The organism is Paracoccus solventivorans (assembly GCF_900142875.1).
GTDB classification, from domain to species: Bacteria; Pseudomonadota; Alphaproteobacteria; order Rhodobacterales; family Rhodobacteraceae; genus Paracoccus; species Paracoccus solventivorans.
The window spans coordinates 23,435-45,048 of sequence record NZ_FRCK01000011.1 but is presented as its reverse complement, the minus strand read 5'-3'; the positions used below and the strand labels follow the sequence as shown (position 1 = coordinate 45,048).

Below are 21,614 nucleotides of genomic sequence, written 5' to 3'. Positions count from 1 at the left end.
TTTCGGTTCTCTTGCGGCAAGCCGGGCGCCTGCCCTTGGCCTGGCGGCAGCCGCCTGCGCGGCCGTTCCACCAATCAGATTGCCGGGGGGCCCATAGCGCAACAATTTCGCAGTCGACATTTTTATGACGCAAACTGACGCAGCCCCCGCGCCCGCTCACCCGGCCGGGACCGCGGCGCCATAGGCGACGTTGCGCCCGCCATAGCGGCGCACGCGGATATTCGCCTGCTCGGCATGGCCGACGAACCCCTCCATATGGCACAGGCGCGAGCCGATGGCGCCGATGCTTGCCGCGGCCTCGTCGGTCAGGATGCGCTGATAGGTGCAGGTCTTGAGGAACTTGCCCACCCACAGCCCGCCGGTATAGCGCGCGGCCCGCAGCGTGGGCAGGGTGTGGTTGGTGCCGATCACCTTGTCGCCAAAAGCCACGTTGGTGCGCGCACCCAGGAACAGCGCGCCATAGTTGGTCAGGTGCTCAAGGAAATAATCCGGGTCCGAGGTCATCACCTGCACATGTTCCGAGGCGATGCGGTCGGCCTCGGCCACCATTTCGTCCAGGCTGTCGCACAGGATGATCTCGCCGCAGTCCTCCCACGCCTTCCCGGCGATCCCGGCGGTGGGCAGGATCGCCAGCAGCCGCGCGATTTCCGCCAGCGTCTCGCGCGCGAGCTTTTCCGAATTGGTGACCAGCACGGCGGGAGAGTTCGGCCCGTGTTCCGCCTGCCCCAGCAGATCGGTGGCGACGATTTCCGCGTCCACCGAATCGTCGGCGATGACCAGCGTCTCCGTCGGCCCGGCGAAAAGGTCGATGCCGACGCGACCGAACAGCAGCCGCTTGGCCTCGGCCACATAGGCGTTGCCGGGGCCGGCCAGCATGTCCACCGCGGTGATGGTCTCGGTCCCCAGCCCCATGGCGGCGATGGCCTGCACCCCGCCCAGGCAATAGATCTCGTCCGCGCCCGCCAGATGCTGCGCGGCCACGATCTTGGAGGCCAGCTGCCCCCTGAAGGGCGGCGCGCAGGTGATGACCCGCCCGCAGCCCGCAACCTTGGCGGTCAGCACCGTCATATGGGCCGAGGCCAGCAGCGGGTATTGCCCCCCCGGCACATAGCAGCCGACATTGGCGACGGGGATGTGGCGATGGCCCAGCACCACCCCGGGCAGCGTCTCGATTTCCAGGTCCAGCATGGTGTCACGCTGCGCCTGCGCGAAATTGCGGATCTGCTCCTGCGCGAACTCCAGATCGGCGCGCTCCTGGCGGGTCAGGCTGGCGACGCAGCCGGCGATCTCGGCGTCGGTCAGGCGATAGCTGTCGCGGTCCAGCCCGTCAAAGCGGATGCTCAGTTCCCGCACCGCCTTGTCGCCGCCCTCGGCGACCTGCGCCAAAAGCCGCTCGACCGCCTCGGTCACCGCGGGCGGGGTCCCGGTGCCCTGCGCGACCCGCGCGGTTTTAAGATGCTTGCTCAATCGAAACCTTCCTTGCTGGCGCCCGGGCTAATGGCGGCGGCGCCATGCCTTCCCGCCGCCAATCCTTGCAGTCGAACCACGGGGCTTGTCGGTGCAGGGATGCTGCCGGACCCAAGGACGCCGCACAATTTCGCAACCCTGCGGTTTCTGACGCAAACTGACGCGGCAGCGGGCGCCGGCCGCCCCGCCCGCAGACTGCGCCAGGTTGCGTCAGAATCGGGACGCTTGCGCAATTGCGCCGCCGCCCCTGCCCCGACAACCTGCATCGAAGCTTTCGCCCCGGAAGCAGGAGGAGGAGGAGAGGACATGACCAGGCATCTTCTTTGGCCGGCGCCGGAGCCCGCCGCGGACACGCCCGCCGCCCTGCCGGGCTTCGACACGGGCGCCGCCTTCGTCGACGGCCGGATCGTCCCGATCGAAGAGGCGCGGATTCCCCTGCTCGACTGGGGCTTCCTGCGCTCGGACGCGTTCCAGGAAACCGTCTCGGCGTGGAACGGAAGGGTTTTCCGAATTCATGACCACATCGCCCGCTTTCGCCGCTCGGCCGAGCGGCTGCGGATGCAGGTGCGCCACGACGATGCGGAAATCCGCGACATCATCCACGCGCTGGTCCGGGTCTGCGGCTTCCGCCACGCCTATGTGCAGATCATCAACACCCGCGGCCGCCCCCCAGTCGGCAGCCGCGACCTGCGGCTGTGCGAAAGCCGGTTTCAGGCGTTCTGCATGCCCTACATGTGGCTGAAGCCGCCCGAGTTGCAGGACCAGGGGATGAGCCTGCATGTCTCGCCCCGGCTGCGGGTGCCCCCCGCCTCGGTGGACCCGATGGTTAAGCATTACCACTGGCTGGATTTCGAAATGGGGCTGCTCGATGCCTATGACGCCGGCTGCGAAACCGTGGTGCTGTGCGACGGCGACGGCAATGTCGCCGAGGGGCCGGGCTTCAACATCTTTGCGGTGGTGGACGGGGTGCTGACCACCCCGGCGCGGAACATGCTGGACGGGATGACCCGCCGCACCGTGCTGGAGATCTGCTGCGACCGCGGCATTCCGGTGACCGAGGGCGCGCTGTCCCCCGAGATGCTGGGCCGCGCGACCGAAGTGTTCCTGACCACCACCGCCGGCGGGGTGGTGCCGGTCACCTCGATCGACGGGCGGGCGGTGGCAAACGGCCGGCCCGGCCACATGACCGCGCAACTGCACGCCGCCTATTGGCAGATGCGCGACAGCGGCGCCGCTGGCGACCCCATCGACTATGCCGCCGCCACCCCGCCGGACTGGCTGCCCCGCTGAACGAAGGGAACGCAGGCAAGACCGCCCCCCGATAGCCGTTGAAGCGCCATCGGGACTCGGCTAGAACATTTCGCAACATGACGCACTTCCCGCGCGGGAACCTGCGGGATGCGGGGTCAGGATGCCGAATCACGCCGACAACAACGAGCTTGCCCGGAACCTGCGCTCCCTTTGCGATCACAAGCGTTCCGTGTCCGAGGTCTGCCGCGGCACCGGCATCAACCGGCAGCAGTTCAACAAGTATCTGTCGGGCCTGCACCGCCCCTCTAGCTCGAACCTGCAGAAGATCGCCCGGTATTTCGGCGTCGCCCCCACCGCGCTGGACATGCCGCACGCCGATTTCGTCACCCTGCTGGACGGGCGGTATTTCACCCTGATCGACCAGCTGGCGCGCACCCCGAAAAGCAAGCTGCTGTTCGAGGCGCTGCTGGACGGCGAGGCCGGCGCCGCCGACCGTTTCGTCGGCTGCTACGACCGCTATCACTATTCTAGCATCTACCCCGGCAGGATCCTGCGCTCGGCCTTCTGCGTCTATCGCAAAGGGCCGCTGCTGCTGCATTACTGCATCGAGCGCTTTCCCGGCCACGACCGCCCGGACAAGGCGGAATACATCTTCAAGTACCACGGGGCGACGATCCCGCTGTCCGACCGCCTGCACGCGCTGGATTTCGAAAGCGTCCAGCGCAACGAGATCACCCTGTCGATCCTTGCCCCGCAGACGCGTTCGTCCAGCAAGTTCCTGTTCGGGCTGATGACCGGCATCGCCGCCACCATGCTGCGCCAGCCCTTCGCCACAAGGGTGGCGCTGCACTACCGCTCGCCGGGGCTGCTGCGCCGCGAACATCTGCGCCGCACGACCGTGCTTGCCGCCGACGACCCCAGCATCCCGTTCGAGGCGCTGGATTTCCTCAACCGCAAGCGCGACATGATCCTTTTGTAAAGCGGCGCGGAAAGCGTCCTGCCGCCGGCCCGTGGCGGCGGCAGGGAATGGCAGGGCGGGCGCTCAGCGCGCCACCGCCATCCTGAAGGAATGGGCGCAGCGGATGGCGGCTTCCCGGCAAAAGGCATGAGGATATGACGAAGGATCATTGACGATTCCGCCGTTTGCCGCGAGATTGTCTGCCGGACAGAAAGACCGGCAGCGGTTCGACGCGCGCAGCGGAACCCAGGCCGGCAGCCGGCCGCACAGCCATGAAAGGTAGCCCGATGAGCGAGGTGGTTTCGCCGACGCCGCTTTACCATCGTGTTTACGCGGTGATGCGCGAGCGCATCGTCAACGGCTATTACCCCGAGAACATCCCCGTCCCCAGCGAGGCCGAGCTGGCCGAAAGCTTTGCGGTCAGCCGCATCACCATCCGCAAGGCGATGGAGATCCTGGCGGCCGAGGGGCTGGTGACGCGGATGCGCGGGCGCGGGACCTTCGTCACCGACCGCGCCCAGCGCACGCAGCTCAACCGCACGGTGGTGTCGAACGTCAACGGGCTGTTCAGCTATCTGAACGCGGTGGGGGAAAGCACCCGGCTGCGGGTGATCAGCCTGGACCGGGGCGAGGCGCCGCCGCGCATCGCCCGGCTGATGGAGATCGCCCCCGATGCCGAGGTGGTGCGCTCGGTCCGGGTGCGCGATCTGGACGGGCGGCCCTATTCGCTGTCGATGGCCTATCTGCTGCCGGAAATCGGCGCCCAGATCGGGCAGGAGGATCTGGCCCGCACCAACATGATCGACCTGGTGCAGCGCGCCGGCGCCAGCGTCGAGCAGGTCGAGCAGGTGCTGACCGCGACGCTGGCCGACGAATACGCCGCGCAGCATCTGGCGATCCCCATCGGCTCGCCGCTGATGCGGCTGATCCGGGTCTTCGTCGACGCGCGGCTGGGGCCGTTCTACGCCGCCGAGATCCTCTATTGCGCCGACCGCTACGAATACCGCGTCTCGCTGAAGCGCGAGCCGGGCAAGGATTTCCTGCTGCACGGCACCCAGCCGGAATAAGAGGGCGACGGGCCGCGCCTCAGCCCCCTGTACCGGTCTCGGCCTCTGCACCCCCCCGCATCATCCGGTGCAGCAGGTCCAGCCGCGGCTCGACCGGGGCGGGATAGGCGGCGCGGCCGTGGCTCAGGCCAAGCGCCAGAAAGGTCTCGATCAGCTTGTAGCTGAGCGGCCCGGGGTTGACGACCGGCACCGGCAGTTCCGCCGCCAGATATTCCGCCGCCTGGTGCATGGTGGTCGAGCCCAGGCAGATCACGTCGGCGCCGTCCTCCTCGATGCAGCGCAGGGCGACGCCGCGCATCCGGGGGAACACCTCGTCTTCCTTCCCGGTCAGCAGATTGGCGAAATCCGGCGGCTGGCCAAGGCTGCGCACCGAGGCGCATTGCCCCTCGAACCCGTATTCGCGGATCACCTTGCGATAGCGCGGCAGCGCCGGGTCCCATTGCGCCAGCACCGAAAACCGCGCGCCCAGCGTCAGCGCGTACAGCATCGACGCCTTGCCCGCGCCGATCACCGGGATGTCCAGCACGGAACGCAGCGCCGCCATGCCGCCGTCCGACATGGTGTCGATGCAGACCGCATCGAACCCCTCGGCCTGCGCATTGCTGCCGGCCTCGAAGATCGCCAGCTCCATCAGTCCCCAGTCATGCGGCGACATGAAGGACGACGGGCCGCAGGCCACCGGGCGATAGGTCAATTGCCAGCCCTCGGGCAGCGGCACATGCGCCGACTGCGCCTGACGGTTGGCCAGCCCCGCCGCATCCAGCGCAAAGGGCACGATGACAAGGATACGGGTCATTGCGCGCCCTCCAGATAGGCCGCGCCGGCGGCGCCGATGGCGCGGATCATGTCGTGCTTGGGGGCCAGCGGCGCGGGCCATGTGGTCCGGGAATGGCTTAGCCCCAGATCCAGCGCGACCGCGGCCAGCTTGTAGCTGAGCGGGCCGGGATTGATCACCGGCACGTCGACGCGCGCGGCCAGCCAGGCATGGGCCTCGTGCATGGTGGTCGAGCCGAGGATCAGCACCTGCGCGCCGTCCTCGTCGATGCAGCGGCGGGCGGCAGCCAGCAGCAGGGGGAACACCTCGTCCTCTTTCCCCGACAGCAGCGCCTTGTTGTCGGGGGTGACGCCAAGGCTGCGCAGCGAGGCGCATTTATGCGCCATCCCCAGCTCGGCCAGCGTGCGGGTATAGAGCATCCGCCAGCGGTCCCACATCATCAGGATCGAGAAACTGTCGCCCAGCATCTGCGCCACCAGCATGGCGTGGCGCCCCGGCCCGATCACCGGGATGTCCAGCATCGAGCGCAGCATCGCCATGCCGCTGTCGGACATGGTGTCGATGCAGACCGCGTCATAACCCTCGGCCTGCGCGTCAAGCCCGGCGTCGAGGATCGAGAAATCCGCCAGCGCCATGTCGTGCTGGCTGGAATAGTTCTTGGGGCCGACCCGCACGGCGCGATAATGGAACGCGATCCCCGGCCCCAGGTCGACCGCGCCCAGCTGCGCCTGCCGGCGCGCCAGATCGTCGTCGCCCATGGGGAAGGGAACGATCACCAGGGCCTTCTTCATCCTCTCCTCCTCCTCGAAGTCACGCGCCGGCTAACCGGCAGCTGCGATGCGCGCGGCGCTGATCCCGGCCAGCCGGCCGAAGGCCGTCGCCGACAGCAGCCCGTTGCCCGAAAGATAGCCATAGTTCGAATCGCCCGAGAGCCCGCGGGCGGCGCCGCCGCCGGCCATCAGGTTGGGCAGGGGGGTGCCGTCCTCGCGCAGCACCCGCGCCTGATGGTCGATGACCAGCCCGCCCTGGGTGTGGAACAGCGCCCCGTTCACCTTTACCGCCCGATATGGCGCCTTCAGCATGTCGCTGTCGCTGAAGCGGCGGCCGAAGCGGTCGGGCGTGCCGCTGGCGGCCGCCGCGGCGATCGCGTCGAACTCGGCCTTCAGCGCGGCCAGCGGCAGGCCGGTCGCGGCGGCCAGCTCCTCCAGCGTATCGGCAGTCCTGACCGCGCCCAGCTTGCGGATCTCGCGGTAGTCGTGGAACTCCAGCGCCGCCGTCTCGCAGCGCGCGTCATAGATGTCCCAGGCGACATGGCCGGGCTGGGCGGCCACCTCGGCCCCATGTTCCGAATAGCCGCGCATCTCGTTGGAAAAGCGGCGGCCGTCGGTGTTCACAAGGATGCCGCCCTGCGTCACCACCGCCCAGGTCAGCGGCAGCGAATGGGGATGGGCGACCGAGCCATGGCCCTGATAGGCGCCCATGTCGGCCACGGAAGCGCCAAGGCGAAGGCCCCATTTCACCGCATCGCCGGTGTTCGACATATGCCCGCAGCATTCGGCATCGGCGATCTCGGGGATATGGCGGCGAACCATGTCCGCGTCGCCCGCGAACCCGCAGCAGGCCAGCACCAGCGCCTTGCAGCCCAGCGTTTCCAGCGCGCCATCGGGGCGGCGGAACCGCAGCCCCCTCACCCGTCCATCCGCGTCGGCATACAGGTCCTCGACCGAGGCGCCGGTGATCAGGTCGATCCCCGCGGCCGACACCGCCGACAGCAGCGCCTGTTCCAGGTCGGCGCCGGTGCGGCTTTTCGGCCCGTGCATCCGCATCCGCGAATGGCCGGGATAAAGGAAGCCGGTCACCAGCTCGAACTCGATGCCGTGGGTTTCGGTCAGCCAGTCGATCATCGGACCCGAGGCGCGGGCGGCGACCAGCGCCATGTCCCGGGGCGTGCGGTCGTGGGTCTTGGCGATGATGTCGCCGGCGAAAACCTCGGGGCTGTCGTCGATTCCGGCTTGCACCTGCAGGCGGCTGCCCGCCGCCGGGATCAGCCCGGCCGAAAGCGAGGTCGAGCCCTGCGGGTTCTCGTCGCGTTCAAGGATCATCACCTCGGCCCCGGCATCATGCGCGGCCAGCGCGGCGACGAGGCCGCAGGCGCCCGCGCCGACCACCACGATCGGCATTTCGGCATCGAACTCCACGCGTTCGGCGGAAAGAACAGCCATATCGGACCTTTCACCTTGGCAAAGGGGGCGCACGGGACTGCGCCCCGGGGTGTCTTAGTACTCGGTGCGATGCTCGGGCGACGTGCCGTAGCGGGCCTCGAGCTCCTGGATCTCGGCCATGCGGGCGGTGTCGAAGAACTGCTTGAAGCTCATCACCCCCGGCGCGACCGAGGCGATGGTTTCCTCGGCCCTGAGCACCTCGAGCGTGCGCCGCGCCGCCTCGAGCGCCGACAGCAGCAGCCAGTTCGGATAGATGATGAGCTTGAAGCCCAGCGCCTCGATCTCGGCCCGGGTCAGGAACGGCGTCTTGCCCGAGGTCGCCATGTTGTAAAGCAGCGGCACCCCCGGAAACCGCGGCGCGATATGGGGCAGGTCGTCGGGCAGCGGGCTTTCGACGAAGATCACGTCGGCGCCGGCCTCGCGATACATCGCAGCGCGGTCCAGCGCGGCCTCGCGCCCGTGGACCGCCAGCGCATCGGTGCGGGCGATGACCACGAAATCGGGATCGACGCGGGCATCGACCGCGGCCTTGACCTTGGCCACCATGTCCTCGGCCGGGATCAGCTGCTTGCCGGCCAGATGGCCGCAGCGCTTGGGCAGGACCTGATCCTCCAGATGCACGGCCGCGACGCCGCCGCGTTCGTAAAGCTGGATGGCGCGGCGCACGTTCAGCGGCCCGCCAAAGCCGTTGTCGGCATCCGCGATCAGCGGCAGGTCGGCGGCATCGGCGATGCGGGTGGCGTTGTCCACCATCTCGGTCATGGTCAGCAGCCCGACATCGGGATAGCCCAGCCGGGTGGCCGAGGTCCCCGCCCCGGTCATGTACATGGCCTCGAACCCGGCCTCGGCGACCAGCCTTGCATACATGGCATCGACCACCCCGGGGGCCATGACGGCGCGGTCCCCCGCCAAGGCCAGGCGCAGGCGGCGCGTACGTGTCAGCGACATGACTTCCTTCTCCATTTCCGCGCGACCGGCGGGTGCCGGCCGCCAGCTTCACAGGCCCAGATAGGCCTGCCGCAATTTCGGATCGGCCAGCATCTCGGCGGCCGTCCCCTGCATGACCAGCTGCCCCTGTTCCAGCACATAGGCCCGCCCGGCGACGCCCAGCGACTGCATGACGTTCTGTTCGACCAGCAGCACCGCGACGCCTTCGGCATTGATCCGCGTGACCAGGGCGAACATCTCTTCGACCAGCAGCGGCGACAGCCCCAGCGAGGGCTCGTCCAGGATCAGCAGCTTCGGCTCGGACATCAGGCCGCGGCCGATGGCCAGCATCTGCTGTTCGCCCCCCGACAGCGTGCCGGCAAGCTGGCGCAGCCGTTCGGCCAGCCGCGGGAAGATGGCGCAGATGCGGTCGAAGTTCTGCCGCTTGTGCGCCCCCGCCCGGCGAAAGGCGCCAAGCTCCAGGTTTTCCGCCACGGTGAGGTTGGGAAACACCCGCCGCCCCTCGGGGACCTGGGCGATGCCCATCGCCACGATCTCGCGCGGGCGCCGCCCGGTCAGGCGTTGCCCGGCAAAGCGCACCTCGCCGGCGGTGGGCGGGATGAAGCCGCAGATCACGTTGTTCAGCGTGGTCTTGCCGACCCCGTTCGACCCCAGCAGCGCGACGATTTCCCCCTCGCCGATCCGCATGTCGATGCCGCGCAGCACCGCCATCTGCCCGTACCCGGCGTGGATTCCGCTGATCTCAAGCATGGGCGGCCTCCTGCAGGCGGGCGGCGGCGCCGTGGCCCAGATAGGCCTCGACCACCGCGGGGTCCCGCACCAGCTGCTGGGGCGTGCCCTGCGCGATCATCTTGCCGTAGTTCAGCACATAGGCGGTTTCGGCCAGGCTCATCACCGCCTGCATGACGTGTTCGATCATCAGGAAGGTGTGCCCCTCGTCGCGGATCTGGCGGATAATGCCGACGATCTCGGTGACCTCGGTGGGGATCAGCCCGGCCATCACCTCGTCCAGCAGCAGCAGCCTGGCCCCGGTCGCGAGCGCCCGGGCGATTTCCAGCCGCTTGCGCCCGGCGATGGTCAGCGAGGCGGCGGGGCGGTCGAGCAGCGCCCCCATCCCCAGCCGCTGCCCGATCCGCCGCGCCTCGGCCAGCGCCTCGCGCCGGCTTTCATGGCGCAGATAGGCGCCAACGGCGATGTTCTCCTGAACCGTCAGCCCGGCAAAGGGCTGCACGATCTGGAAGGTCCGCACCATCCCCAGCCCGCAGATGCGATGCGGGGGCAGGCCGGTGATGTCCTGCCCGTCCAGCCGCACGCTGCCGGAATCGGCGCGGGTAAAGCCGGCGATGATGGTAAAGCAGGTGGTCTTGCCGGCGCCGTTCGGCCCCAGCAGCCCGACGATCGCCCCCTCGGGCACGTCCAGCGAGGCATCCGACAGCGCCAGCAGCCCGCCGAACCGCTTGGTCAGGTTGCGCACCTCAAGCATCGTCGCCCCCCTTTCGGCCCAGAACCCCGATCCGCGCGGCCAGCCCCATCAGCCCCTGCGGCAGGAAACGCAGCGCCGCGATCAGCACCAGCGCATACAGCACGAAGTTCAGCCCCGGCGCGCCGTGCAGCGCCGTCTTGGCGCCCTCGCCCAGCAGATGCAGGCCCAGCGTGCCGACCAGCGGCCCCCAGACCGTGCCCGCGCCGCCGATGATGGGCCCGATCAGCGCGGTGACCGAGATGCTGACCCCGTAGACCACAGAGCTGTCGATAAACAGCCACAGCTGCAGATAGACCGCCCCCGCCAGCCCCCCGAACGCCCCCGAGATCGCCATCGCGGTCACCTTGACCCGATAGGTGTCGATGCCCAGGGCGCGGGCGGCGTCCTCGTTCTCGCGCACGGCGACCAGATAGGCGCCGAAGCGCGAATATTTCAGCCAGGCGGTCAGCGCCATCACCAGCGCGACGATGCCCAGCAGCAGCGTATAGGTCAGCACCCGGTCGTTGTTGAACTGCAGCGTCGCGACCCCGGGTTGCAGCGTCAGTTGCAACCCGCGGCCCGCGCCGGTGATCTCGAAGGCCGAGGCGCAGATGCGCAGCACCTCGGCAAAGGCCAGGGTGACCAGCGCGAAATACGAGCCCTTGACCCCATAGCGGAACGCCAGCGCCCCGATGAACGCGCCCATCAGCGCCCCCGCCGCGATCCCCGCGGCAAAGGCCACCCAGGCGTTAACCCCGAACTGCACCTGCAGCACCGCCGAGGCATAGGCTCCGGTGCCGTACATCGCCGCATGGCCAAAGGACGCCATGCCGCCGAAGCCGCCGGTGATGTTCCACGACAGCGCCACGATGGACATGGCCAGCGCGTTGATGGTGAACCCCATCCACACCTGCGAGGGCAGCAGATAGACCGCCAGCAGATAGACGACGACCAGCGCGACCAGCGCCGCCTGGCCAAGCGAGGCAAAGCGCATCATGTCGGCCTCCGGCCCAGAAGCCCGGCGGGGCGGAACAGCAGCGTCAGGATGAAGGCCACGAAGATGCCCAGCTGGCCCAGGCTCTCGCCCAGGAACAGCCCGCCCAGCGCCTCGATCACCCCCAGCAGCAGCCCGGCGACCAGCGCCCCCGGCAGGCTGCCCATGCCGCCCATCACCACGGTGGTGAAGGCGACCAGCACGAAGGTGTAGCCGACCTGCGGCGTGACGTAGAAGGTCGGCAGCAGCAGGCAGGCGGCCAGCGCCACGCAGGCCGTGCCGATGCCGAAGCACAGCGCATAGGTGTGGCCGACGTCGATGCCGACGATCTCGGCCCCGCGCTTCTCGATCGCGACGGCGCGGATCGCCGCCCCGGTGCGGGTGCGGGTCATGAACAGCCACATCAGCCCCGCCACCAGCAGCGCCGCGAAAAACGCGATCACCCGGCCCAGCGTCAGATAGGCGCCCAGCACCTCGACGGTATCATAGGCATAGGCGATGTCGGCGGTGCGGGTGTTCGAGGTCCAGAAATACAGCGCCAGGTTGTCGATCACCAGCGACAGCGCCAGCGTCACCAGCAGCACGTTCTGTTCCGAGCCCGCGCTCATCGGGGCGATGATGCCGCGCTGCAGGACATAGCCCAGCGCAAAGAACGCCGGCACCACGATGACGATGGCCAGATAGGGGTCGATGCCCCAGAAGTGGAACAGGAAATAGGCCGCATACAGCCCCAGCATCAGCAGGCTGCCGTGGGCAAAGTTGATGATGTGCAGCACGCCGTAGATCAGGGTCAGGCCAAGCGCGATCAGCGCATAGACCGCCCCCATCGTCAGTCCGTTCAGCACGGCAGGCAGGATCAGGCTGGACATGGGTCACGAGCTTTCGGGGGTCGGGCTTTCGGGGTCGGTTACCCCCGCCGGACGCGCCCGGCGGGGGCGGCGGGGTTCAGCCTTGGGCGGGGCGCGGGAAGACCGGCTCGATGGTGGCGTATTCCTTGGGGAAGATCACCTCGATCTTGTCGCCGCGCACCTGCAGGTTGACCGGGCGCGAGTTCACATTGTCGCCGTTGACGAACTTGGTGGGCCCATAGGGCATGATCGAGCCGTCATAGTCCGAGGCCGCCAGCGCCTCGATCATCGCCTTGCGGTCGGCCGAGCCGCTGCGTTCCAGCGCATCGGCGATGACCTGGATCGTTGCATAGGCAACCATCACGTCATAGGTCATGTCGATGCCCGCGCCGGCGGCCGACGCCGCCAGCGCCTTGGAGGCCTCCTTGTTGGGGTCGTACCAGTGGTTGCAGTCGATGACATACTGGGCGATATCGTTGTTTTCACGCACGAACTTGATGTTCGACGCCGCCCCGCCCAGGATCGAGTAGATCGCCATCAGCTCGACCCGCTGCTGCTGCAGGGCCCGGGTCATCAGCGTGTATTCGTTGATGTAGTTGGTCGGGATCAGGATGTCGGCCTTGGACGCCTTGACCCGCAGGGCGATGTTGTTGAAATCGCGGTGCGGTGTCGGGTGGGCGATCTTCTCGACGATCTCGATGCCCAGCTTGGGCAGCTCGGTCTCGACGATGCCGGCCAGCTGCGAGCCGAAGGGGCCGTCCTCGTGGACGATGGCAGCGGTCTTGACCGGCTTGCCGGCGGCCTCGTTCAGCAGGCCGAGGTTTTCCAGCGCCACCGCGGTGATCTTGGTCACGCCGGGGGTAAAGCGGAAGACGTTGGGCAGGCCGCGCTCGACGATCGCCTCGGCAGTGCCGACCGAGAACACCTGCGCCAGGTCGTATTTCGCCGCCGCCTGCGACGAGGCCAGCCCCAGCGCCGAGGCGCTGGCCCCGGTAAAGGCGCAGACCCCGGCCTCGGCCAGCGTGTCCACGGCGGCGGCCGCGACCTCGGGGCGGCTTTCGGCGTCGACGATCACCAGCTCGATGGGCGCGCCGCCCATGCTCTTGATGCCGCCGGCGGCGTTGATCGCCTCGGCGGCAAAACGGGCCCCGGCGGCGCATTGGTTGCCGTTATAGGCCAGGTTGCCGGTCAGCGGCTCAAGCACCCCGACCTTGATGGCGGGGGTCTGGGCGCGCAGGATCGCCGGGCTGGCAAGCCCGCTCAGCAGCGCCATGGCCCCGGATGCCTTCAGCAGGCCGCGGCGGTTGATGTGGTGGGTCATTGTCGTTTCCTCCCTGGTGTTGTCAGCCGTCTGGGGGCCGGTTCGTTCGCATCGGCCTCAGCGCCCCAGCCACGGGTTCGCGGCAATCCGCGCCGCCTCAAAGGCGCGGATCTCGTCCATGTGGGTCAGCGTCAGCTCGATCTCGTCAAGGCCGCGCAGGATGCAGTCGCGCGCAAACGCGTCCAGCACCAGCGGGTGGCTGCCCAGCGCGCCCGGCAGCACCACCTGCCCCGCCGCCAGATCGACCGTGACCTCGGCCCGCGGGTGGTCGGCCAGATGCGCGGCCAGCGCCTCGCACAGCGGCCGGGGCAGCCGCACCGGCACCAGCCCGTTCTTGAGCGCGTTGTTGAAGAAGATGTCCCCGAAAACCGGCGCGATCAGGGCGCGGATCCCGGCATCGACCAGCGCATAGACCGCCCCCTCGCGCGACGAGCCGCAGCCGAAATTATCCTCGACCAGCAGGATGCGCGCCTTGTCGGCGCCGGGGCGGTTCAGCGGAAAATCCGGGTCGAGCGCGCCCGCGGCATCGCGGCGGATGTCGTGGAACAGAAACTTGTCATAGCCCTCGGCGCGGTCGGCCTTGATGAACCGGGCCGGGATGATCTGGTCGGTGTCGCAGTTCATGCCGGGGACAAAGACCACGGTCGAGGTTTCGCGGGTGAACGCCTTCATGCCGCGCCCTCCGCCAGCCGCCGCACGTCGGTCAGCCGCCCGGTGACCGCCGCCGCCGCCGCCATCGCGGGGCTGAGCAGATGCGTGCGCGCCCCCGGCCCCTGCCGCCCGACGAAATTGCGGTTCGAGGTCGAGGCGCAGCGTTCGCCCGGCGCCACCAGATCGCCGTTCATCGCCGCGCACATCGAGCAGCCGGAATGGCGCCACTCGAACCCCGCCTCGCGGAAGATGCGGGCCAGCCCCTCGGCCTCGGCCTGTTCGCGCACGCGGGTCGAGCCGGGCACGACGATGGTCGGCACCGCCGCCTTGCGCCCGGCCACGATGGCGGCGACCTCGCGCAGGTCCTCGATGCGGCTGTTGGTGCACGAGCCGATGAACACGCGGTCGATCGCCAGCCCTTCCAGCGGCGTGCCCGGCACCAGCGCCATGTAGTCCAGCGCCCGCGCCGCGGCGTTACGTTTTTCGGTGCCGGCGAACTGCGCGGGATCGGGGACCCGGCCGGTGATCGGCACGGCGTCGTCGGGGCTGGTGCCCCAGGTCACCATCGGCGCGATCGCGGCCGCCTCCAGCGTCACCTCGCGGTCGAAGACGGCGCCGGGGTCGCTGGGCAGCGCCTGCCACTGCGCCAGCGCCATGTCCCATTCCTTGGCGCTGGGGCCGTAGTGGCGGCCGGCGACATAGCGGAATGTGGTCTCGTCCGGGGCGACCATTCCCAGCCGCGCCGCCGCCTCGATCGACATGTTGCACAGGGTCAGCCGCGCCTCGATCGACATGTCGCGCACCGCGCGGCCGGCGAACTCGATGGCGTGCCCCCCCGCGCCGCCTGCCCCGATCCGCGCGATCAGCGCCAGCATCACGTCCTTGGCGGTGACGCCGGTGCCCAGCACCCCCTCGACATTGACCCGCATGGTCCGCGGCCGCGCCTGCCACAGGGTCTGGGTGGCCAGCACATGCGCGTTTTCCGACTGGCCGATGCCGAAGGCCAGCGCCCCCAGCGCCCCCTGGGTCGAGGTGTGGCTGTCGGAACAGACGATGGTCAGCCCCGGCAGGGTGATCCCCTGTTCGGGGGCGACGACATGGACGATGCCCTGGTCGCGGCTGCCCAGCCCGAAATGCCGCAGCCCGCCCCAGCCCATGTTGTCGTCGAAGGTGCGGATCATCCGGGCGATGGCCGGGCTGGCCGCATCCTCGGCGCTGCGCCCCAGCGTGGGCACGTAATGGTCGGCGATGCCGAAGATCTGCAGCGGCCGGCGCGGATGCAGCCCCCGCCGCCGCAGGTCGGCAAAGGCGTGAAAGCTGCCCTCGTGGATCAGGTCGCGGTCGATATAAAGCAGCGACTGCCCCGAGGGATGGCGCAGGATCTCATGCGCCTCCCAGATCTTTTCGAACAATGTCCGCGGCGCGGGGGCCCGGGGGTCGGTCATCGGGGTCGTTCCTGTGTCTGGCGCCGCCTGTGGCGGCGATGGCCCGCGCGGGATCTGGCGCGCGGACCGGGGCCGGTCATTCCTGACCGGCAAAGGCCGCGGCGATCTCGCCCGCCGGGGCGGTCCACACGCCGTCATGGGCCAGCATGTAGCCCAGCGCCTCGCGCAGATATTCCACCCGATAGGGCATCCCCGAGACCCAGCTGTGCAGCGGCAGGCTCATCACCCGGCCGCCGTATTCGGCGCTTTCGCGATACAGCACGTCGAAGCGGTCCTTGACCTGCTGCACCCATTCCGGTTCCGAGTGGAAATATTCGTTGGCCACCACCCGGTCGTCGGTCTCATAGGCCAGCGGCATCGCCAGCAGCGGCCCTTCCGCGGTGCGCATCCGATAGGGCAGGTCGTCGTTGGCCCAGTCGAGGCACCAGCGCACGCCGTTGCGGGCCAGCAGCTCGGGGGTCCTGAACCCCTGCGCGCGCCCGGGCGACAGCCAGCCCTCGACCGCCTGCCCCGAGCCGTCGCGCAGCAGCCGCAGCGCCTCGGCGATGATCGCGCCCTCGTCGGCCTCGGTCAGGCCCGAGTGATGCACCTTGCCCATGTCCAGCCCGTGGGCCACCACCTCGTGCCCGCCATCGACCACCGCCCGCACCACAGCCGGATAGCGCGCGGCAATGCAGCCGTTGATCGCGAAACTGCCGCGCAGCCCCATGTCGGACAGCAGCCGCAGCACCCGGAACACGCCCAGCCGGTTGCCATAGTCGCGATTGGTGAAATAGCGGAAATCCGGATAGGGCATCGACAGCGCCCCGGGGGCCTTGAAGGGCTTGGCCGGCATGTCCAGCGGGAAATGCTGCACATGGGTGACGATGGACAGCGCGATGCGCGCGCCACCCGGCCAGCGGATCGGCTTGCGCGCGAACATGTCGGACCAGTCGTAGCGGTCGTGGTCCATGCCGTAGCGGCGGGCGGAATAATCCAGATAGGAATCCGGCAGCGGCATCAGCGTTCCCCCTGCGCATGTGCGGCCGCGGCGGCGGTCATCGCGTCATAGGCACCGCTGGCGTGATAGGCGGCGGCGATCTCGCGCCCGGTAGCCTGCCATACGCCCTCATGGCCGGCGATATATTCGATGGCCTCGGCAAAGGCATCGATCCGATGCGGCTGGCCGACCAGATAGGGGTGCAGCGGGATGCACATCACCATGCCGCTTTCGTCCGATTCCCGGTACAGCTGGTCGAACTGGCGCCTGATGATCTCGCCATAATGGCGGGGCGTCACCTTCTGGCTGTTATAGACGATGACGTCGTTCATCTCGAGCGAGTAGGGCATCGAGATCAGCCGCCCCGACGCCACCTTGACCGGCATCGGCTGGTCGTCGTGGAACATGTCGCAGGTGTACTGAATGCCGGCCTCGGCCAGGATGTCCATGGTCCACAGGTTGTTGGACAGCGCCGGGGACAGCCAGCCCGCCAGCTCCTGCCCGGTATGCGTCCTGACCGTGTCGAAGGCGTCGCGGATGATCTCGCGCTCCTGCTCGATGGTCATGTTGTAGACATAGCGGGTGTTGTAGATGCCGTGGGAAAAGAACTCCCACCCGCGGTCGGCGCAGGCGCGGATGATCTCCGGGTGGTGGTCGCACAAAGCCACGTTGAGCGAGACCGAGCCGCGGAACCCCGCCCGGTCCATCGCCGCCATCATCCGCTGCCAGCCGGCGCGGTTGCCGTAGTCGCGGTGCGAATATTGCAGCACATCGGGGTTCGGGCGGCCCCAAGGGGTGCGGGTCGGGTTGTCGGGCGGGTCGTATTCGTAGAACTCGATGTTCGGGGCGATCCACACCGCCAGCTTCTTGCCGCCGGGCCAGGTGATCTTGGGTCGCCCCGGCCAGGGCAGATAGTCGTAAAGCCCCAGGTCGGATTGCATCTGCGCGGCCATCTCAGCGCGCCTCGGGCTGATGGGCGTCGTACCAGGCGATGACCTCGGCCACCGGGATCACGTCGCCGTATTTCACCGCAATGTCGTAGAGATTGGCAAAATGCGGGCTTTCGTGCTTGTCGGCCACGCATTCCTCGGGGACGATCACCCGGTAGCCGCGCGAGATCGCATCGACCACCGTCGCCCGCACGCAGCCCGAGGTGGAACCGCCGGTCAGCACCACCGTATCGCATTGATGCCAGACCATCAGCGATTGCAGGTTGGTTTCGTGAAAGGCCGAGGCCATGCGCTTGTTGACCACGATGTCCTTGACGTGATCGACCTGCAGCCGCGGGTCCAGTTCCGCGCGGCGCGAGCCGACCTTGATGTTCTGCAGCGAATCCGGGGTGTCGGTGCGGGTGCCCCAGACCCCGCAATCCTCGCCCGACTGCATGTAGGCGACATAGGTCCAGGTGATCGGCAGCCCCTTGGCACGGGCCAGCGCCGCCAGCTGGTTGACGTAATCCAGCTGCTGCGGGTCGGTTTCATAGGCCGTCGCGAACTCGCCGACGCCGGTATAGGCCAGCTGCAGGTCGATGTTGATCAGCATCGGCCGCCGGCCGAAGCCGAAGCGGCGCCGAGTGGGGTTGGCCTTGGCGTGTTCGTACAGCTGGCGCGCCGTCAGCGATGACGTTTCCATCGGGGACCTCCTCTGTCGGGTGCCGGCCGCCGCCCCCCTCCTCCGGGTTGTGGCTGCGGCGTATCGCACCTGCTGCTTATATTGTTATTCCTTTATGTCGTTTGTAAAGTGCTTTTGGTGCGACACGCTGACAAGGCGGTGCACGCCAGCAGGGGAGGAGGACCCGATGACCGAACCAACCACCGCCATCGCCATCTGCGAGGCTTTCCTGGGCGCCATGGAGCGCCGCGACCTGGACCGCGCCCGCAGCTTCGTCGCCGCCGACGGGCTGGAGATGGTCTTTCCCGGCGGCGCAAGGTTTTCCGGGATCGAGCAGATGGTCTCCGGCGCGGCCGGCCGCTATCGTTTCGTCGGCAAGCATTTCGACCGCTGCGACAGCTGGGGCGCAGAGGGGCAGGAAAGCGTGCTGATCGCCGGCACGCTGCACGGCGAATGGCTGGACGGCAGCCGGTTCGAGGGCATCCGCTTCGTCGACCTGTTCGACCTGCGCGACGGCAGGATCTGGCGCCAGCAGGTCTGGAACGACATGGGCGAATACAAGCTCAGGGCGCTGGCCGGACAGGGGTGATCCGCCGCGCCGGGCGGCGCGCTCTGCGTCGTGCGGGCATCGAAGGCCCGCCCGGACTGCCCCCTACGGCGCGGCCAGCTGCCGCCCGGCGGTCAGCCCCGACACCGCGCGCACGATCGTGCCGGTGTCGATGCCGAAATGGCGGTAAAGCTCGCCGATGGTGCCGGTCTGGCCGAAATGCTCGACCCCCAGCGGGATGGTCTGGTGCCCCGCGACCGAGCCCAGCCAGGACAGCGTGGCCGGATAGCCGTCGATGACCGTGACCAGCCGGCAATGCCGGGGCAGCGGCGCCAGCAGCCGCTCGACCTGCGCGCGGGCGCCGGGCTCTCCGTGCCAGCGGGCGCGCTGCGCCGCCGTCCAGCCGGCGTGCAGCCGGTCGGCCGAGGTCACCGCCAGCACGCCCACGTCGCGCCGCGCCTCGGCGATCAGCCCGGCGGCGGCGATCGCCTCGGGGGCGACGGCGCCCTGATAGGCGACGACGATCTCGCAGTTCGGCCCCGGCGGGCGCAGCCAGTAGCCGCCGTCGATCACCCCCTGCGCCAGCCCCTCGCGCGGCAGCGTGGCCTGGTCGATGGGGCGGGTGGTCAGGCGCAGATAGACCGCGCCGCCCTTGGCATCGCGCAGCCAGGTGCGGGGATCGACCACCGCCTCGCCGTCGCGCTGCATGTAGTCGAAGGCCCATTCCATGATGATCACCAGTTCCTCGGCAAAGGCGGGCTCGAACGCGGCCAGCCCGTCCTGAGCCATCCCGATCAGCGGGGTCGAGATCGACTGATGCGCGCCGCCCTCGGGCGCCAGCGTCACCCCCGAGGGCGTGCCCGCGATCAGGAAGCGCGCGTCCTGATAGCAGGCATAGTTCAACGCATCGAGCCCGCGGCAGACAAAGGGGTCATAGACCGTGCCCACCGGCAGCAGCCGCTTGCCGAACAGCGAATGCGACAGCCCGGCGGCGGCGAGCTGCAGGAACAGGTTCATCTCGGCGATGCCCAGCTCGATATGCTGGCCCTCGGGAGCAAAGTCCCATTTCGCGGTCGAGGGGATGTTCTGCGCCCGGAACACGTCGCCCCGCGCCTCGCGCGCCCACAGCTTGCGGCGGTTCACCCAGGGGCCCAGCCCGGTGGTGCCGGTCACGTCGGGCGACATGGTGACGATGCGTTCCGCTAAGGCCGACTGCCCGCGGGCAAGGTCGTCGAGGATGCGCCCGAAGGCCGCCTGGGTCGAGGTTGCGCGCTCGGCCGCCACCGCCAGCGCCGGCACCGGGACGGGATCGTCGCGATAGCGGCGGGGGCCGCGGGCAAAGAACGGCACCTGCCGCAGAAAGCCGCGCAGCGCCTCGGGGTCGGCGACGCCGGCCATCTTCTCCCACTCCTGCCCCTCGGGGACGCCCATGTGGCGCTGCCATTCGGCCATCTGCCCCCTGGTCATCAGCCCGCCGTGGTTGTCCTTGTGCCCGGCGATGGGGGTGCCCCAGCCCTTGACCGTATAGGCCAGAAAGCAGACCGGCCGGTCGTGGTCGATGGCGGCAAAGCTTTCGGCCATGGTCTCGACGCAGTTGCCGCCCAGGTTTTCCATCAGCGCCGCCAATTCGGCGTCGCTGCGCCGCTCGATCAGCGCCGTCACCTCGCCCTGATCGCCCAGATCGTCCATCAGCCGCTGCCGCCAGACCGCACCGCCGGAAAAGGTCAGCGCCGAATAAAGCTGGTTGGGGCAGTTGTCGATCCACTGCCGCAGCCGCTCGCCCCCCGGCTCGGCAAAGGCGGCGCGTTGCAGCACGCCGTATTTTACCCGCACCACGTCCCAGCCGAAAGCCTCGAACAGCCGCTCGATCCGCGACCACAGCCCCTCGCGCACCACCCCGTCCAGCGACTGGCGGTTGTAGTCGATCACCCACCAGACATTGCGCAGCTCGTGCTTCCAGCCCTCTTGCAGGCATTCGTGGACATTGCCCTCGTCCACCTCGGCGTCGCCCATCAGCGCGATCATGCGGCCGCGCTCCAGCCCCGCGCCCCAGGTTTTCCCGGCGATGTAATCCTGCACGATCGAGGCGAACGAGGTGATCGCCACCCCCAGCCCCACCGAGCCGGTCGAGAAATCCACGTCGTCCACGTCCTTGGTTCGGCTCGGATAGCTCTGCACCCCGCCAAGGCCGCGGAAGTTCTGCATCTTCTCCAGGTCCAGATTGCCCATCAGATATTGCATGGCGTGGAACACCGGCCCGGCATGGGGCTTGACCGCGACCCGGTCCTGCGGCCGCAGGGCCGAGAAATACAGCGCCGTCAGGATCGAGACCATCGAGGCCGAGGACGCCTGATGCCCGCCGATCTTGATGCCGTCGCTCTTGTCGCGCAGGTGGTTGGCGTTGTGGATCATCCAGTGCGACAGCCACAGCAGCCGGCTTTCGATGGTCTTGAGATGCGGGTGGGTCACGCTTCGCCTCCTTTTCGCGCCGGGGTCAGGATAGGGCAGGACCTGCGGGGTTTCCGTGCTATCTCTGCCATCATGGCGCCGTATTTTAGCGAAATCCTGCAAGAATGAAGAAAAACCTGCCCGAAACTCCTGCCCTGGATGAGTTCGACATCCGTATCCTGCGAATCCTGCGCCACGAGGCCCGCATCCCCGTGCAGGAACTCAGCGACCGCATCGGCCTGTCCCCGACCCCGGTGGCGCGGCGGATGCGCAACCTCGAGGCGGCGGGGATCATCAGCGGCTATGCCGCGATGATCGACGAGACCGCGCTGGGCTATCCGGTATCGGTATTCGTCTCGGTGAAGCTGGACCGGCAGGTCGACCAGGCGCTGGCCGAGTTCGAGGCCGCGATCCGCGACTGCCCCGAGGTGGTCGACTGCTGGCTGATGACCGGCAACCGCGACTATCTGCTGCGCGTGGTCACCGACGGGCTGGCAGGGTTCGAGGCGTTCCTGACCGGCCGGCTGACGCGCTTTCCGGCAGTATCCAGCATCGAAAGCTCGATCCCGCTGCGACGGGTCAAGGCCGGCATCAGCCGCCAACCTTGAGGGTGGAGGCAG

At 68.6% G+C, this 21,614-nt stretch carries 21 protein-coding genes; 5 read left to right on the top strand and 16 right to left on the bottom strand.

Annotation, left to right across the window (positions count from 1 at the left end):
• Positions 1-156: 156 nt before the first annotated feature.
• Positions 157-1,467: a histidinol dehydrogenase gene (gene hisD / locus BUB57_RS14125; protein ID WP_073068150.1), complete on the bottom strand. Its 1,311-nt coding sequence runs from the start codon at positions 1,465-1,467 to the stop codon at positions 157-159.
• 306 nt (positions 1,468-1,773) lie between these two features.
• Here hisD and BUB57_RS14120 point away from each other — a divergent pair, with 306 nt between their 5' ends.
• The 3 genes from BUB57_RS14120 to BUB57_RS14110 all read left to right on the top strand — a co-directional run bounded on the left by BUB57_RS14120 (position 1,774) and on the right by BUB57_RS14110 (position 4,743).
• On the top strand, positions 1,774-2,757 hold the full coding sequence (locus BUB57_RS14120) for an aminotransferase class IV (protein WP_084732168.1): 984 nt from the start codon (positions 1,774-1,776) through the stop codon (positions 2,755-2,757).
• Between the two features lie 121 nt (positions 2,758-2,878).
• A complete protein-coding gene (locus tag BUB57_RS14115) occupies positions 2,879-3,697 on the top strand; it encodes a helix-turn-helix domain-containing protein (RefSeq protein ID WP_073068148.1) in 819 nt (272 codons plus the stop codon).
• A 266-nt stretch (positions 3,698-3,963) separates the two neighbouring features.
• Positions 3,964-4,743 carry a GntR family transcriptional regulator gene (locus BUB57_RS14110; RefSeq protein WP_073068146.1) on the top strand — a complete coding sequence of 260 codons (780 nt, stop codon included), beginning with the start codon at positions 3,964-3,966 and terminating at the stop codon, positions 4,741-4,743.
• A 19-nt stretch (positions 4,744-4,762) separates the two neighbouring features.
• Here the strand turns inward: BUB57_RS14110 and BUB57_RS14105 are convergent, their stop codons facing one another.
• The 14 genes from BUB57_RS14105 to BUB57_RS14040 form a co-directional block, all read right to left on the bottom strand.
• A complete protein-coding gene (locus BUB57_RS14105) occupies positions 4,763-5,539 on the bottom strand; it encodes an aspartate/glutamate racemase family protein (protein ID WP_073068144.1) in 777 nt (258 codons plus the stop codon).
• Complete coding sequence (locus BUB57_RS14100) at positions 5,536-6,309, bottom strand: aspartate/glutamate racemase family protein (protein ID WP_073068142.1); 774 nt, start codon at positions 6,307-6,309, stop codon at positions 5,536-5,538. Before BUB57_RS14100 ends, BUB57_RS14105 begins: the two co-directional genes overlap by 4 nt.
• Before the next feature lie 30 nt (positions 6,310-6,339).
• Positions 6,340-7,773 carry an FAD-dependent oxidoreductase gene (locus BUB57_RS14095; protein WP_327082971.1) on the bottom strand — a complete coding sequence of 478 codons (1,434 nt, stop codon included), beginning with the start codon at positions 7,771-7,773 and terminating at the stop codon, positions 6,340-6,342.
• 21 nt (positions 7,774-7,794) lie between these two features.
• Positions 7,795-8,688 (bottom strand): isocitrate lyase/PEP mutase family protein, encoded by an 894-nt coding sequence (locus BUB57_RS14090; RefSeq protein WP_200796461.1) that lies wholly within the window; start codon positions 8,686-8,688, stop codon positions 7,795-7,797.
• Positions 8,689-8,736: 48 nt separating this feature from the next.
• Positions 8,737-9,438 carry an ABC transporter ATP-binding protein gene (locus BUB57_RS14085; RefSeq protein WP_073068136.1) on the bottom strand — a complete coding sequence of 234 codons (702 nt, stop codon included), beginning with the start codon at positions 9,436-9,438 and terminating at the stop codon, positions 8,737-8,739.
• Positions 9,431-10,171: an ABC transporter ATP-binding protein gene (locus BUB57_RS14080; protein ID WP_073068134.1), complete on the bottom strand. Its 741-nt coding sequence runs from the start codon at positions 10,169-10,171 to the stop codon at positions 9,431-9,433. The genes BUB57_RS14085 and BUB57_RS14080 overlap by 8 nt, the downstream gene beginning before the upstream one ends.
• Positions 10,164-11,147, bottom strand: a complete 984-nt coding sequence (locus BUB57_RS14075) for a branched-chain amino acid ABC transporter permease (RefSeq protein ID WP_073068132.1) — start codon at positions 11,145-11,147, stop codon at positions 10,164-10,166. The genes BUB57_RS14080 and BUB57_RS14075 overlap by 8 nt, the downstream gene beginning before the upstream one ends.
• Positions 11,144-12,013: a branched-chain amino acid ABC transporter permease gene (locus BUB57_RS14070; RefSeq protein ID WP_073068130.1), complete on the bottom strand. Its 870-nt coding sequence runs from the start codon at positions 12,011-12,013 to the stop codon at positions 11,144-11,146. The genes BUB57_RS14075 and BUB57_RS14070 overlap by 4 nt, the downstream gene beginning before the upstream one ends.
• 76 nt (positions 12,014-12,089) lie before the next feature.
• On the bottom strand, positions 12,090-13,313 hold the full coding sequence (locus BUB57_RS14065; RefSeq protein ID WP_073068128.1) for an ABC transporter substrate-binding protein: 1,224 nt from the start codon (positions 13,311-13,313) through the stop codon (positions 12,090-12,092).
• A 57-nt stretch (positions 13,314-13,370) separates the two neighbouring features.
• Positions 13,371-13,985 (bottom strand): 3-isopropylmalate dehydratase small subunit, encoded by a 615-nt coding sequence (gene leuD / locus BUB57_RS14060; RefSeq protein ID WP_073068126.1) that lies wholly within the window; start codon positions 13,983-13,985, stop codon positions 13,371-13,373.
• Positions 13,982-15,409 (bottom strand): 3-isopropylmalate dehydratase large subunit, encoded by a 1,428-nt coding sequence (gene leuC / locus BUB57_RS14055; RefSeq protein WP_073068124.1) that lies wholly within the window; start codon positions 15,407-15,409, stop codon positions 13,982-13,984. Before leuC ends, leuD begins: the two co-directional genes overlap by 4 nt.
• 76 nt (positions 15,410-15,485) lie before the next feature.
• Positions 15,486-16,409 carry a polysaccharide deacetylase family protein gene (locus BUB57_RS14050; RefSeq protein WP_073068122.1) on the bottom strand — a complete coding sequence of 308 codons (924 nt, stop codon included), beginning with the start codon at positions 16,407-16,409 and terminating at the stop codon, positions 15,486-15,488.
• Positions 16,409-17,341 carry a polysaccharide deacetylase family protein gene (locus BUB57_RS14045; protein WP_200796460.1) on the bottom strand — a complete coding sequence of 311 codons (933 nt, stop codon included), beginning with the start codon at positions 17,339-17,341 and terminating at the stop codon, positions 16,409-16,411. The genes BUB57_RS14050 and BUB57_RS14045 overlap by 1 nt, the downstream gene beginning before the upstream one ends.
• Position 17,342: 1 nt before the next feature.
• Complete coding sequence (locus tag BUB57_RS14040) at positions 17,343-18,020, bottom strand: isochorismatase family protein (RefSeq protein WP_073068120.1); 678 nt, start codon at positions 18,018-18,020, stop codon at positions 17,343-17,345.
• A gap of 166 nt (positions 18,021-18,186) precedes the next feature.
• Between BUB57_RS14040 and BUB57_RS16805 the strand changes: the two genes are divergently transcribed.
• A complete protein-coding gene (locus BUB57_RS16805; protein WP_073068118.1) occupies positions 18,187-18,588 on the top strand; it encodes a nuclear transport factor 2 family protein in 402 nt (133 codons plus the stop codon).
• Positions 18,589-18,651: 63 nt separating this feature from the next.
• Here BUB57_RS16805 and BUB57_RS14030 read toward each other — a convergent pair whose 3' ends face one another.
• A complete protein-coding gene (locus BUB57_RS14030; RefSeq protein ID WP_084732177.1) occupies positions 18,652-20,958 on the bottom strand; it encodes a hypothetical protein in 2,307 nt (768 codons plus the stop codon).
• Positions 20,959-21,119: 161 nt separating this feature from the next.
• Between BUB57_RS14030 and BUB57_RS14025 the strand changes: the two genes are divergently transcribed.
• The gene (locus tag BUB57_RS14025) at positions 21,120-21,602 is read left to right on the top strand and encodes an Lrp/AsnC family transcriptional regulator (RefSeq protein WP_143159741.1); all 483 of its coding nucleotides are present in this window, start codon (positions 21,120-21,122) and stop codon (positions 21,600-21,602) included.
• The last annotated feature ends 12 nt before the right edge of the window (positions 21,603-21,614 follow it).